The organism is Cupriavidus sp. FW305-27 (assembly GCF_058787995.1).
The window spans coordinates 17,093-30,327 of record NZ_JBYTAG010000008.1 but is presented as its reverse complement, the minus strand read 5'-3'; the positions used below and the strand labels follow the sequence as shown (position 1 = coordinate 30,327).

General features: G+C 68.6%; 11 protein-coding genes. 1 reads left to right on the top strand and 10 read right to left on the bottom strand.

Going from position 1 to position 13,235, the window contains the following annotated elements; translation table 11 throughout:
- Positions 1-12 precede the first annotated feature (12 nt).
- The 10 genes from AC3WRI_RS05500 to hemC form a co-directional block, all read right to left on the bottom strand.
- On the bottom strand, positions 13-846 hold the full coding sequence (locus AC3WRI_RS05500; RefSeq protein ID WP_011615908.1) for a lysophospholipid acyltransferase family protein: 834 nt from the start codon (positions 844-846) through the stop codon (positions 13-15).
- Complete coding sequence (locus AC3WRI_RS05495; protein ID WP_492292726.1) at positions 843-2,126, bottom strand: dihydroorotase; 1,284 nt, start codon at positions 2,124-2,126, stop codon at positions 843-845. The genes AC3WRI_RS05500 and AC3WRI_RS05495 overlap by 4 nt, the downstream gene beginning before the upstream one ends.
- A gap of 62 nt (positions 2,127-2,188) precedes the next feature.
- A complete protein-coding gene (locus AC3WRI_RS05490) occupies positions 2,189-3,163 on the bottom strand; it encodes an aspartate carbamoyltransferase catalytic subunit (protein ID WP_010813825.1) in 975 nt (324 codons plus the stop codon).
- A 92-nt stretch (positions 3,164-3,255) separates the two neighbouring features.
- The gene (pyrR, locus tag AC3WRI_RS05485) at positions 3,256-3,792 is read right to left on the bottom strand and encodes a bifunctional pyr operon transcriptional regulator/uracil phosphoribosyltransferase PyrR (protein ID WP_010813826.1); all 537 of its coding nucleotides are present in this window, start codon (positions 3,790-3,792) and stop codon (positions 3,256-3,258) included.
- Complete coding sequence (ruvX, locus tag AC3WRI_RS05480; RefSeq protein WP_492292724.1) at positions 3,789-4,214, bottom strand: Holliday junction resolvase RuvX; 426 nt, start codon at positions 4,212-4,214, stop codon at positions 3,789-3,791. Before ruvX ends, pyrR begins: the two co-directional genes overlap by 4 nt.
- Positions 4,207-4,779: a YqgE/AlgH family protein gene (locus AC3WRI_RS05475; protein WP_010813828.1), complete on the bottom strand. Its 573-nt coding sequence runs from the start codon at positions 4,777-4,779 to the stop codon at positions 4,207-4,209. The genes ruvX and AC3WRI_RS05475 overlap by 8 nt, the downstream gene beginning before the upstream one ends.
- A gap of 102 nt (positions 4,780-4,881) precedes the next feature.
- Entirely contained in the window at positions 4,882-5,589 is a 708-nt protein-coding gene (locus AC3WRI_RS05470) for a pseudouridine synthase (protein ID WP_058696727.1), read from the bottom strand.
- Positions 5,590-5,740: 151 nt separating this feature from the next.
- Positions 5,741-6,931, bottom strand: a complete 1,191-nt coding sequence (locus AC3WRI_RS05465) for a heme biosynthesis protein HemY (protein ID WP_010813830.1) — start codon at positions 6,929-6,931, stop codon at positions 5,741-5,743.
- A gap of 4 nt (positions 6,932-6,935) precedes the next feature.
- A complete protein-coding gene (hemDX, locus tag AC3WRI_RS05460) occupies positions 6,936-9,050 on the bottom strand; it encodes a fused uroporphyrinogen-III synthase HemD/membrane protein HemX (protein ID WP_492292723.1) in 2,115 nt (704 codons plus the stop codon).
- Between the two features lie 9 nt (positions 9,051-9,059).
- Positions 9,060-10,073: a hydroxymethylbilane synthase gene (gene hemC / locus AC3WRI_RS05455; RefSeq protein WP_058696729.1), complete on the bottom strand. Its 1,014-nt coding sequence runs from the start codon at positions 10,071-10,073 to the stop codon at positions 9,060-9,062.
- Between the two features lie 74 nt (positions 10,074-10,147).
- Here hemC and ppc point away from each other — a divergent pair, with 74 nt between their 5' ends.
- Positions 10,148-13,186 carry a phosphoenolpyruvate carboxylase gene (ppc, locus tag AC3WRI_RS05450; RefSeq protein WP_492292722.1) on the top strand — a complete coding sequence of 1,013 codons (3,039 nt, stop codon included), beginning with the start codon at positions 10,148-10,150 and terminating at the stop codon, positions 13,184-13,186.
- Positions 13,187-13,235 lie beyond the last annotated feature (49 nt).

Below are 13,235 nucleotides of genomic sequence, written 5' to 3'. Positions count from 1 at the left end.
ACGACAGGACGGCTAGCTGATGGCAGCGGAGCTTGGCTGGGGCACGCCGCCGGGCTCGACGGGGTGGTTCAGCCGCCGGGCCGCGGCGGCAGCGTGTTCCGGCGCGCCCTGGCTGAGGTGGGCGACCACCTCCCTGGCGGAGTTCGCAAGCTCGCGGCGGTCGCCCGAGGCCGGCACCAGCGCAGGTCCGATTACCAGCCTGGCCTTGATCCTGGGTGCGCGCAAGACCGCTTCCAGTGACTGCAGCAGTGTGGTCTCGCCGATGTAGGCGGCGGCAAGCGTTGGTTGACCCGTAGTGGCATCGAGGTAGTTCAGTCCGAGGGGCTGCACGGGCAATCCACCAGAAATCGGTGCCTGCATCAGGTTGGCGTGGAATGGCAGCACCTCGGTGCCGTCAGTCGTGGTGCCTTCCGGGAACACGCCGACGAGGTCGCCCTGCAGCATCACGTCGGTGATGTCATGCAGCACGCGGTGGGCGTCACGCTTGCGCGCCCGTTCGATGAAGATCGTTCCCGTCTTCCCGCACAGCCAGCCGATCAGCGGCCAGCTGCGGATCTCCGACTTGGCGACGAAGCGCACCGGCTGCCAGCTGTGGATGACGTAGATGTCCAGCCACGAAATGTGGTTGGAAACCACCATCGCACCCTGGCGGCCGGCGCCGTGCGGCGCTGCGCCGGTGGCGTCCACCACCTCGACCTCCACCCCGCAAATCCGCAGCAACCGCCGCGACCAGCGGCGGATATGCCACTCGCGCGTGCGCACGCCCAGCCACGGGAACAGCAAGGCGCAGGTCACCAGCCCGCGCAGCAGGTGCAGCACCAGCGCGGTCTTGCGCAGCCAGATCATGCGTGGGCGTGGTTTCCGTAGACGACTTGCCCGCCGACCAGAGTCATGCGGACCTTGCCTTCCATCTCGTAGCCGAGCCACGGCGAGTTCTTGCCCTGGCTCTTGATGGAGCGGCGGTCGACCTTCCAGACCTGCCTGGGGTCGAACACGCATACGTCTGCGGCGCTGCCGACGGCCAGGGTGCCGGCCTTCAGGCCGATCACGCGGGCGGGCTCGGCGGTGATGCGGCCCAGTGCCAGGGCCAGCGGAACCTTGTGCTCGGCGGCCCAGCGCACGGTCAGCGGCAGCAGCAGTTCCAGGCCGGTTGCGCCCGGCGATGCCTCGGCGAACGGCAGCAGCTTCTCGTCGTCGTCGACCGGGGTGTGATCGGAGCACAGGGCGTCGATGGTGCCGTCGGCCAGCGCGGCGACGATGGCGTCGCGGTCGCGCGGGCTGCGCAGCGGCGGCGAGAAGCGCATCTGCGAGTTGAAGTAGCCGATATCCATGTCGGTCAGCGAGACATGGTGGATGTTGACGTCGCAGGTCACGGCCAGGCCTTCGCGCTTGGCCTGGCGCACCAGTTCCAGCCCGGCGGCTGACGACAGCCGGCACAGGTGCACGCGCGCGCCGGTGCTGCGCATCAGTTCGAAGATGGTGTGCAGGCGCACGGTTTCGGCGATCACTGACACGCCGGACAGGCCCAGGCGCGACGCCACCGCGCCGCTGGCGGCGACGCCGCCGCCCAGGAACGGGTCTTCCGGGCGCAGCCAGACGGTGAAGCCGAAGGTCTTGGCGTATTGCAGCGCGCGCAGCAGCACCTGGGTGTTGTGCACCGGGGCCTCGGCCTGGCTGAAGCCGACGCAGCCGGCCTCTGTCAGCTGGCTCATCTCGGTCAGGGTCTCGCCTTTCAGGCCCAGCGTCAGCGCGCCCAGCGGGTACACGTGGGTCTGGTTCAGGGTGCGGGCGCGGAATTTCAGCATTTCGACCAGGCCGGGCTCATCGAGCACCGGATCGGTATCGGGCGGGCAGACCAGGCTGGTCACGCCGCCGGCGGTGGCGGCGGCCACTTCGGATTCGAGCGTGGCCTTGTATTCGTAGCCGGGCTCGCGCAGGCGCGCGGACAGGTCGACCAGGCCGGGGCACACGATCAGGCCGCTGGCATCGATGGTCTTGTTGGCGGTGAAGTCCGCCGGGGCGCTGCCCACGCCGACGATCTTGCCGGCGGCGATGTAGAGGTCCTGCGCGGCGTCGGTGTTGCTGGCCGGATCGATCAGGCGGCCGCCCTTGATGTGAATCTTCATAGCTTGGCTTGTCGTGTCGCTTGGCTGGTTCAGTGTGTTCTGGCTCGTGTCGCTCGACTGCATCATTCGTCGCTATTTCCCGCCACGATGCCCATCACCGCCATGCGCACGGCGATGCCGAAGGTCACCTGGTTCAGGATCACGGACTGCGGCCCGTCGGCCACGGCGGAGTCGATCTCGACGCCGCGGTTCATGGGGCCCGGGTGCATCACAATGGCGTCGCGATTGGCCAGTGCCAGGCGCTCCGGCGTGAGGCCGTAGGCCTTGAAGTATTCCTGCGCCGACGGCAGCAGCGCGCCGCTCATGCGCTCGTTCTGCAGCCGCAGCATGATGACCACGTCCACGCCCTTCAGGCCCTCTTCCATGTCGTGGAAGACGCGCACGCCCATCTGCTCCAGCCCCGACGGCAGCAGCGTGCGCGGGCCGATGGCGCGCACTTCGGGCACGCCCAGCGTGGTCAGCGCGTGGATGTCGGAGCGTGCCACGCGCGAGTGCAGGATGTCGCCGACGATGGCCACCGTCAGGTTGGTGAAGTCCTTCTTGAAATGCCGAATCGTATACATATCCAGCAGGCCTTGCGTCGGGTGCGCGTGGCGGCCATCGCCGGCATTGATCACGTGCACGTGCGGCGCGACGTGCTCGGCGATCAGGTAAGGTGCGCCCGAGCTGGCATGTCGCACCACGAACATGTCGGCTGACATCGCCGACAGGTTGTTGATGGTGTCCAGCAGCGACTCGCCCTTGCTGGTCGACGAGGCGTTGATGTTCAGGTTCAGCACGTCCGCCGACAGCCGCTTGGCGGCGATCTCGAAGGTGGTGCGGGTGCGGGTGGAGTTCTCGAAGAACAGGTTGAACACGCTCTTGCCGCGCAGCAGCGGCACCTTCTTGACATCGCGGTCTGAGTCGGACAGCGATACGAACTGGCTGGCGGTGTCGAGGATGTGCGTGATCATGTCACGCGACAACCCCTCGATCGACAACAGGTGCTTCAGTTCGCCGTTCTTGGTGAGCTGCGGGTTGCGGAACGTCTTGGTCATGGCTGGTCGGGCGCGGGCAAAAAACGGAGGTGGTCTGGTCTCGGAGCTGGGGGTCAGGCGCGCACGGGCGCGCCTGGGGCATGCGGGCCGGTTCAGCCGGTGGCGGAATCGGTAGGTTCGGTCGCAAACGCGAATTGTGCGCCGGCGCCCTCGCCCTGGCGCGACAGCACCAGCGTGGTGCCGGGCGGCAGCGCCATCTCGGCGGCAGTCAGGTCGGCGGCAATCGGCAGCTGGCGCCCGCCGCGGTCGACCAGCACGCCCAGCGCCACGCGCGCGGGGCGGCCGTAGTCGAACAGCTCGTTGACGGCGGCACGGATGGTGCGGCCGGTGGCCAGCACATCATCGATCAGCAGGATGTTGCGGTCATCCACCGAAAACGGCAGCGTGGTCGGCTGGGCCTGGCTGTGCAGGCCCTTCTTGGCATAGTCGTCGCGATGGAAGGCAACGTTGATCACGCCATGCTCGGGCAGCTTCAGGTCAGCGGCCAGCCGCGCGGCGATCCACGCGCCGCCTGAGTAGATGCCGGCCACCGACCAGCGCGCGCGCTCGGCCTCGGGGATCAACGCCTGGGCCTGGTCCAGCAGCTTGCGGTACAGCGACTCGGCGTCGGGAACGGAAATCTGCGTCATAGCGGGAATTGGTCGAAGTACTGTTGCAGGATGATGCGGGCGGCCTCGGCATCGAGCTCGCCGCGGCGGGCGCCGGCCATCGACGCGGCGCGCGAGGTATAACGCTCGTCCACCCACTCCACCGGCAGGCCGAAGCGGCCATTGAGCTGGTTGCCGAAACGCCGCGCCAGCTTCATCGAGGGCTGCTCGCCGCCTTCGGGGTTGACCGGCATGCCGACGATCAGCTGCACCGGGTTCCACTCCTGGATGAGCGCCGCCACGGCCTCGAAGCGGCCTTCGACGGTGATATTGGGGAGGATGGTCAGCGCACGCGCCTCGCGCGTGATGAAGTTGCCCAGCGCGACGCCGATCTTTTTTTCGCCGTAGTCGAATGCCAGGACCGTGCCGTCGCGGGGCAGTTCACGCCCCACGGCATCATGCATGCCCGGCCTCGCCGGACAGCATGGTGAAGTCGATGCCCAGCAGCCGGATGGCGGCGGCGAAGCGATCGTCGGGCGGCACGCTGAAGATGATCTCGGGGTCGGCCTGGACCGTCAGCCAGCCGTTGCGGCTGAGCTCTTCCTCCAGCTGGCCGGCGCCCCAGCCGGAGTAACCCAGCGTCAGCAGGAAGCGGTGCGGGCCGCTGCCGTTGGCCACGGCCTCGAGGACGTCCTTGGAGGTGGTCATCTCCAGCCCGCCGGGCACGGCCAGCGACGACACATAGACGCCCACCGGGTCATGCAGCACAAAGCCGCGCTCGGTCTGCACGGGGCCGCCGAAGTAGACCGGCTGGTGCGCGACTGGCTGGATTTCAAGCTTGAGGTCGATCTTGTCGAACAGCGTGGCCATGTCGATGTCGATGGGCCGGTTGATCACCAGCCCGAGCGCGCCACGCTCATTGTGTTCGCAGATATAGACGACGGAACCCGAAAAGGTCGGATCGGCCATGCCAGGCATGGCAATCAGGAACTGATTGGTCAGATTGATAGGTGCTTCGGGCTTCGCCATGCCTTGCATTTTATCAAATCGCCGGGGGTCTTCCGGAAAAGATTGGCGGACGCTGCAGTGCAGCAATGAGCGCCCGGCCACGGTCTGGGGTTGCAGTTTGGCTCAATCCTTGCGGGTCAGTGCGGCCAGCTCCTGCGCCGTCAGCCAGCGCCACTCGCCTTCGGCCAGGGCCGGATCGAGCTGCAGGCCGCCAATGGCGCTGCGATGCAGCGCGCTGACATGGTTGCCGGCCGCCGCCACCATGCGCTTGACCTGATGGTACTTGCCTTGCACCAGGGTCAGCCGCAGGCTGCGTTCGCCGGTGATCTCGCACGCTTCCGCAGCGATCGGCGCCGGTTCGTCGAGCAGCTGCACGCCACTGCACAGCGCTTCGGCCTGCTCCGGCGTGACCGGCTCGGCAGTCGTCACTTCATAGATCTTCGGCACCTTGCGCTTGGGCGAGGTCTGGGCGTGGATGAACTGGCCATCATCGGTCAGCAGCAGCAGCCCGGTGGTGTCGTGGTCGAGCCGCCCCACGGCCTGCACCTCGCGCTGGCGCAGCGGCACCGGCAGCAGGTTGTAGACGCTGGGATGATGGCGCGGGCGCTGCGAGCATTCGTAGCCGGTGGGCTTGTTCAGCATCAGGTAGGCCTTGGTGCAGGCCAGCCATTCCTCGCCGTCGACGGTGAGCCGCAGGCCGTCGACTTCAAACTGCGCGCGCGGGTCTTCGCACAGTTCGCCGTTGACTTCGACCAGCCCGGCGGCGATCAGGTCGCCGCAGTACCGGCGCGTGCCAAAGCCCTGGGATTGGAGGATGCGGTCGAGAGTCATGGAATGGATGGTGGTAGGGATGGATGGTGACGCGGCTGCTGGGTGGCAGGCCGGATTGCTGCCGCAGTTTGCCTGCGGTCGGTGCACCCCACTCCCGCTTGCGGGAGAGAGGGAGCACACAATCGGTTAGTTTACGCGCAGCCTGAAATCCTCAGGCCGCCAGCATCGCGCTCTCGCGATAGTGCCGCTGCGCGTCGTCGAAGCGCTCGGTTTCCTCAAAAAGCCGCGCCAGCGCCAGGTGCGTGCGCACCCGCAGGCGGCGCTGCTGGTCGGGCTCGGCATATTTCAGCGCGCGCTCGAAGCTGGACTGGGCCTTGCCCCATAGCTTCTCACCCAGGCACAGCACGCCCAGCGTGTAGTAGAGATCGGCGTCGGCGGGATGCGCGGCCAGCCATTTCTCGGCCTGCTGGATCTGCGGCAGCGCGTGGCCTGGCACGGCGCAATCGGCATAGCGCAGCACCAGGCGGCTGTCCCAGTTGACCTTGAGCGCGTCTTCGATGATTCGGCGGGCTTCGTTCTGCCGGCCCAGCGCCGCGAAGTAACGCGCCGCGGGTTCGGCGATACGGGTGGCGCGGCGCTCGTCGGCGGACAATGAGCGCCAGAACTCGGTCAGCGCGTCGGCGTCGTGGCGGCGTTCCTCCAGCATGGCTTCGACGGCCATCTGCTTGAGCCGCAGCGCCAGCACCGGATGCAGCGCGTTGCGCTTTTCCAGCGAGCGCGCCAGACGCAGCACCTCGGTCCAGTTCTTCAGGTGCTGGTGCGCGCGCAACGCGATGCGCTGCACGTGGATCTGGCGCGCGCCCTGCGACTGCAGCTGGGCGATGGTCTCCAGCGCGCCGTCGGCATCGCGGGCATCGACCAGCAACTCGGCCATCGACACCAGCCGCGCCTGCTCGCGCTCGGGGTCGGTGACCTGCGCCATCCAGGCGTCGCGCCGCTCGGTTTCCTGCATCCGGTGCGCGGCGCGGGCGCCGATCAGCGCGGCGGTCTGGGCCTGGTCGTCCCAGGACTGCGCCTCGCGCGCGGCGCGCTCGGCGCGGGCGAAGCGGCCGGCAAACAGGTTTTCGATCGACTCGCGCAGCGCCGCCTGTGCCTTGCTCATGCGGCTGCGCTCGCGGTAGGCGGCGGCGCGGCGCGGCATGTCGGCCAGATGGCGGACGGTGGACATCACCGTCCACACCACGAAGAACAGCAACAGCAGCAAGGCCAGCGCCAGGTTCAGCGACAGCTCGACGCGATACGGCGGATAGAACAGCACCACATTGCTGTGGTTGAACTGCGTGAACAGGGCCAGCCCGACGGCGCCGCCAAACAGGACCGCAACCCAGAACAGAAGGCGCATGGGCTTACTCCTTCTTCAGGGCATGCAGCGCGCCCAGGCTTTCGGACATGGTGGGCAGCTGCACCGTGACCGCGCCGGCCTGCGCCTGCCGCAGCAGCGTCAGCACCCCCTGCACCCGGCGCGACTTGGTATCGAAATAGCGGCTGATCATCGCCTGCGCGGCGGCCAGGTCGTTGCGGAACACGGGTTCGTTGCGCGACAGCAATGCCAGGCGCGCGTTGAGCAGGCGCAGCTTGACGTTCTCGCGCAGGAACCAGCCCTGGTCGCCAGACAGCAGCAGCGCCTCGGCGTCGTCGACCTTGCGGATGCGGACCACCTGCGCCAGTTCTTCGCGCAGGTAATCCCACAGGCGCGTGAACCAGCCCGGGCCCGCGCCGTTGGCGGCGGCCGGCGCGCTGGCACCGTTGGCCGCGGCACCCTTGCGGGCGTCGGCCTCGCTGCGCTCCAGCATGCGTTCGCTGGACAGCAGCGGCAGTGAGTCGACCTGGTTGATGGCCTCGTCCAGTTTAATTGCAGCGCCGGTCAGGTCGGTGTCGGGCACCGCCTTCATGCGCGCGACGTCGCGCGCGATCGCGCGGCGCAGCAGGTTGTATTGCGGCTTGTCGGCGCGCGCCAGGCGCGCGTCGGCGCTTTGCAGCGCGGCCAGCGCCACCTGCACGTTGCCGGTCAGCTGCAGTTGCTGGCCGGCACTGGTCAGCAACTGCTGGATCTCGGCGATTTCCCAGTCGTCGCGGTTGCGCATCAGGTCCTGGTAGACCTGTTCCAGCGCCACCTGCTTGTCGCGGGTCTCTCCGACCTGGTTCTCCAGTGCGCCGACCTTGGCCTGCAGTTCCTTGACCGTGTCCTGCGCGTTGCGGGTCAGCACGCGCGACTCCTGCACCAGCGCATCGTTGCTTTGCTGGCGGCGCGCCAGCTCGCCGGTCAGGTGGTCAACGCGCTGCTGCAGCCACCAGAAGCCGCCAGCCGTCGCCACCACCAGCACGGCGACGAGCGCCCACAACGCAGCGGACCGCCGTGAGGCTGCACTGGGAGCAGCGGGGGTAGCGGGGCCCGGCGCGGACGCTGCTTGCGCCGATGCTGCGGAGGCCGCCGTGGGCGGCGGCGTAGCGGAGGAGGACGTGGTTTCTTGCGTCACGCGTTCGACCTTCGTTGACGTTGCGGGAACTGCTGCGTCCGGCACGGGGGCCGGCGGCGCTTCGGCTGTGGCGCTGGGCGGGCCGGCTTCGATTGACGCGCTGGCCATGCTTGCCGGCGCGGGACCGGCATGGGCATCGGCCCACTGCAGGCACGCCGCCAGCAGGCCGGCATCGCCCGGGGCGGCGCGCAGGATATGGGGGAAGCCCAGCGCCAGCGCCTGTTCGGCGATTCTCGCATGCGGCGCGATGCACTGCACCTGCCGCAGGGCAGCGTCTTCCTCAGGCGACAGATGCTGGCGTGCCAGCGCGTCAAGGTTGCGCACCGCTTCAGAACTGGTTAGGAGCCACGCATGCGGCGCCGCGCCAGGACGCAGGTTGTCGCGCACGGCCTGCCACTGCATGGCGCTGGGTTCGGGCAGCGTGCGCTGGTAGGCCTCGACGGCCTCGACCTGGGCGCCGGCCTCGCGCAGGCGGTCGCCCAGCCAGTCGCGCCCGCCGTTGCCGCGGATGATCAGGACCGGCTTGCCCGCCAGCGCGGCGGGATCGAGCTGGGCCCACAGGGCCTCGGAGTCGAAGCGCAGCGCTTCGGCCTCCGGTGCGGCGTCATCGGGGCCCTGCCCGTTTGCAGCAGCGCCCGCGGGCGCGATCACCCGGCACGCGGGCGGCGCGATGCCGCGCTCGGCCAGGGCCGCGACGCTGGCCGGCCCGACCACCGCCACCGGCACCTGCGCCGGCCATTGGGCCACGCCCTGCACGCCGGCCAGTGCGTCGAGCGCGTAGGCAATGGCATTGGGACTGACAAAGACCACCAGCGCAAAGGTGTTCAGCCGCGCCAGCGCCGCGCGCAGCGGCGCGTCGTCAACGGCCGGGCCGATGCCCAGCAAGGGAAAGCTGAGTACGTCCAGGCCCGCGGCCTGCAGCGCCTCGGTCAGTTGCCGGGACTGCCCGGCGGGTCGTGTGACAACGACGGTCGGGCTGGGCATGGGGCAGCCTCAGGCAGGAGCTTGGGAGCCGGCGGGATCGCCAGAATCGGCCAGTGCCGCGAGGATGGCTTCGGCACCCTGCGCCAGCAGGTCGCGCGCGCAGGCCTGGCCAAGCGCTTCGGCAGCAGCCAGGTCAACTGCCGGTCCGGACGCGGCAGCGCGGATGGCGCGCGTGCCATCGGGCAAGGCGACAAAGGCGTCCAGCTTCAGCTGATCGCCTTCCCAGCGCGCATGGGCGGCCAGCGGCACCTGGCACGAGCCGCCCAGCATGCGCGACACGGCGCGCTCGGCGCTCACGGCCAGCGCCGTCGGCTGGTGGTTCAGGGGCGCCAGCCATTGCGCAAGTTCAGGCCGGTTGGCCAGGATCTCGATGCCGAGGGCGCCCTGGCCTGCGGCCGGCAGCGACACCTCGATCGGGATCAGCGCGCGGATGCGCTCGCCCAGGCCCAGGCGCTTGAGGCCGGCGGCGGCCAGGATGATGGCGCCGTATTCGCCGCGATCCAGCTTGCCCAGCCGCGTGTCCAGATTGCCGCGCAGCGGCTTGATCACCAGCTGCGGATAGCGGCTGCGCAGCGCGGCCTCACGGCGCAGGCTGGAGGTGCCGACCACGGTGCCGGCCGGCATCTCGTCCAGCGAGGCGTAGGCGGAAGACACCAGCGCGTCGCGCGGATCCTCGCGTTCCATCACCGCGGTCAGGGCGAAGCCTTCGGGCAACTCCATCGGCACATCCTTGAGCGAATGCACCGCCAGGTCCGCCCGGCCTTCGTCCATCGCGAACTCCAGTTCTTTGACAAACAGACCCTTGCCGCCGACTTTGGACAGCGTACGGTCTAGAATCTGGTCTCCGCGCGTGGTCATGCCAAGAATGGACACGTCGCACGCGGGATAGTATTGTTGCAATGCAGCACGCACATGTTCTGCTTGCCACAGGGCCAGACGGCTCTCTCGGGAGGCAATGACGAGCTTTTGCGGAAGATTGCGAGACACGACAGCGGTAGAGGAAGACAGGGTGGCAGACGACATGCGTCAATGGTAGCACGCGACCCAATAGTCCCTCCGCACCAATAGATAAGCTAGAAGCAGAACGAGGAGATTGCATGACGCAGCATGCTGCGCGCCCCAACGGCCGGCGGACCGCCCCGGCTGCGAAAGACCAAAGCCCTGCCCTCGGCGCCGCCCAGGGTGACGCAAACGGCGCATCCGCCGCCGAACCGAAACGCCCCGCCAGCCGCAGCGGGACCAAACGTTCCCCCAAGCCCAAGCTTTCCATCGTGTCGAGCAACGGAACCACCATCGCCCCCACCGCCCGCCGCACCGCCGACAAGGACGTGCCGCTGCGCGAGGACATCCGCTTCCTGGGCCGCCTGCTGGGCGAATGCCTGCGTGAACAGGAAGGCGACGCCGCCTTCGAGGTGGTCGAGACCATCCGCCAGACCGCGGTGCGCTTCCGCCGCGAGAACGACCGCGCCGCCGGCGCGGAGCTGGACCGCCTGCTCAAGCGCCTGTCGCGCGACCAGACCAACCAGGTCGTGCGCGCGTTCAGCTATTTCTCGCACCTGGCCAATATCGCCGAGGACCAGCACCACAACCGCCGCCGCCGCGTGCACGCGCTGGCCGGCTCGCCGCCGCAGGCGGGCAGCCTGGCCCACGCGCTGGAGGCGATCGACGCCGCCGGCGTGACCGGCAAGCAGCTGCGCAAGTTCCTGGACGAGGCCCTGATCGTGCCGGTGCTGACCGCGCACCCGACCGAAGTCCAGCGCAAGAGTATTCTCGACGCCGAGCGCGAGATCGCCCGCCTGCTGGCCGAGCGCGACCTGCCGATGACCGCGCGCGAGCGCGACCACAACACCGCGCAGCTGCGCGCCAAGGTCACCACGCTGTGGCAGACCCGCATGCTGCGCGATTCGCGCCTGACGGTGGCCGACGAGATCGAAAACGCCCTGTCCTACTACCGCACCTGTTTCCTGCGCGGCATCCCGCAGTTGATGAGCGAGCTGGAGGAAGACATCGCCGCGGTGTTCCCGACCACGCGCAAGCGCAAGGGCACCCCGGGCGCGCAGCCGGCGCCGCTGGCGCCGTTCCTGCAGATGGGTTCCTGGATCGGCGGCGACCGCGACGGCAACCCCAACGTCACCGCCGAGACGCTGGAGCATGCCGCCAGCCAGCAGGGGCAGATGATCATCGACTGGTACCTGGATGAAGTCCATGCGCTGGGCGCGGAGCTGTCGATGTCGACGCTGATGGTCGACGCCAGCCCGGAACTGCTGGCGCTGGCCGAGCGCTCGCCCGACCACTCCGAGCATCGCGCCGACGAACCCTACCGCCGCGCGCTGATCGGCATCTACGCGCGCCTGGCCGCAACCAGCAAGACGCTGACCGGCCATGCCGTGCCGCGCCGCCCGGTGGCGCCGGCCGAGCCCTATGACAGCGCCGAGGCCTTTGCCGCCGACGTGCAGGTGGTGGTCGACTCGCTGCGCGCCAACCATGGCCAGGCGCTGGCCAATGGCCGTATCGAAGCGCTGGCGCGCGCCATCGGCGTGTTCGGTTTCCACCTGGCGTCGGTCGACATGCGCCAGGTCTCGGACGTGCACGAGGCGGTCATCGCCGAGCTGTTCGCCGCCGCCGGCATCGCCCCCGACTACGCCGCCCTGCCCGAGGCGCGCAAGCTGGAACTGCTGCTGGCCGAACTGCGCCAGCCGCGCCTGCTGACGCTGCCATGGCATGAGTATTCCGAGCAGACCCGCAAGGAACTGGCGATCTTCGCCGCCGCGCGCGAGCTGCGCGCGCGCTATGGCAAGCGCATTGCGCGCAACTACATCATCTCGCACACCGAGACGCTGTCGGACCTGGTCGAAGTGATGCTGCTGCAGAAGGAATCCGGCATGCTGCAGGGCACGCTGGGCAGCAAGACCGACCCGGCGCGCATGGAGCTGATGGTGATCCCGCTGTTCGAGACCATCGAGGACTTGCGCAACGCCGCCGGCATCATGCAGTCGCTGCTGGACCTGCCGGGCTTCGACTCGGTGATCGCGCACCATGGCGTCGAGCAGGAAGTGATGCTTGGCTACTCGGACTCGAACAAGGACGGCGGCTTCCTGACTTCCACCTGGGAGCTGTACAAGGCCGAGCTGGAACTGGTGCAGCTGTTCGAGCAGCGCCAGGTCAAGCTGCGCCTGTTCCACGGCCGCGGCGGCACCGTCGGCCGCGGCGGCGGCCCGACCTACCAGGCCATCCTGTCGCAGCCGCCGGGCACGGTGAACGGCCAGATCCGTCTGACCGAGCAGGGCGAGATCATCAACAGCAAGTTCGCCAACGCCGAGATCGGCCGGCGCAACCTGGAAACGGTGGTCGCCGCCACGCTGGAAGCCTCGCTGTTGCCGCAGCAGAACGCACCCAAGGACCTCGACATGTTCGAGGCCGTGATGCAGCAGCTGTCGGACCGCGCCTTCACCGCCTACCGCGACCTGGTCTACGAGACCCCGGGCTTCAAGGACTACTTCTTCGCCACCACGCCGATCACCGAGATCGCCGACCTGAACCTGGGTTCGCGCCCGGCCTCGCGCAAGCTGATGGACAAGAAGAACCGCCGCATCGAAGACCTGCGCGCAATCCCGTGGGGCTTCTCGTGGGGCCAGTGCCGGCTGCTGCTGCCGGGCTGGTACGGCTTCGGCAGCGCGGTCAAGTCGCTGCTGGACACCGCGCCGGACGACAAGGCGCGCAAGCTGGCCGTGACCACGCTGCGCCGCATGGTCAAGACCTGGCCGTTCTTCTCGACGCTGCTGTCCAACATGGACATGGTGCTGGCCAAGACCGACCTGGCCGTGGCCTCGCGCTATGCCCAGCTGTGCGACGACGCGGCCCTGCGCCGCACCGTGTTCAACCGCATCAGCAAGGAATGGCACCTGACCTGCGAGATGCTGACACTGGTCACCGGCCACCAGGAACGGCTGGCGGACAACCCGCTGCTGGCGCGCTCGATCAAGAACCGCTTTGCCTACCTCGACCCGCTGAACCACTTGCAGGTTGAGTTGCTGAAACGCTACCGCTCGGGCAAGGATGGCGACGACATCCGGGTGCGGCGCGGCATCCACCTGACCATCAACGGCGTCGCGGCGGGCCTGCGCAATACGGGCTGATTGGCGTCAGAGTCCTGCCGGTTTGCGCCCCTCTCCCGCGTGCGGGAGA

Bases quoted from the DNA above. Each gene is read 5' to 3' on its own strand.
- AC3WRI_RS05490 (WP_010813825.1), bottom strand. From the start codon at position 3,163: ATGACCAAGACGTTCCGCAACCCGCAGCTCACCAAGAACGGCGAACTG.
- AC3WRI_RS05465 (WP_010813830.1), bottom strand. From the start codon at position 6,931: ATGCGCCTTCTGTTCTGGGTTGCGGTCCTGTTTGGCGGCGCCGTCGGG.
- AC3WRI_RS05495 (WP_492292726.1), bottom strand. From the start codon at position 2,126: ATGAAGATTCACATCAAGGGCGGCCGCCTGATCGATCCGGCCAGCAAC.
- hemC (WP_058696729.1), bottom strand. From the start codon at position 10,073: ATGTCGTCTGCCACCCTGTCTTCCTCTACCGCTGTCGTGTCTCGCAAT.
- ruvX (WP_492292724.1), bottom strand. From the start codon at position 4,214: ATGCATGATGCCGTGGGGCGTGAACTGCCCCGCGACGGCACGGTCCTG.
- AC3WRI_RS05475 (WP_010813828.1), bottom strand. From the start codon at position 4,779: ATGGCGAAGCCCGAAGCACCTATCAATCTGACCAATCAGTTCCTGATT.
- pyrR (WP_010813826.1), bottom strand. From the start codon at position 3,792: ATGACGCAGATTTCCGTTCCCGACGCCGAGTCGCTGTACCGCAAGCTG.
- ppc (WP_492292722.1), top strand. From the start codon at position 10,148: ATGACGCAGCATGCTGCGCGCCCCAACGGCCGGCGGACCGCCCCGGCT.
- hemDX (WP_492292723.1), bottom strand. From the start codon at position 9,050: ATGCCCAGCCCGACCGTCGTTGTCACACGACCCGCCGGGCAGTCCCGG.
- AC3WRI_RS05500 (WP_011615908.1), bottom strand. From the start codon at position 846: ATGATCTGGCTGCGCAAGACCGCGCTGGTGCTGCACCTGCTGCGCGGG.
- AC3WRI_RS05470 (WP_058696727.1), bottom strand. From the start codon at position 5,589: ATGACTCTCGACCGCATCCTCCAATCCCAGGGCTTTGGCACGCGCCGG.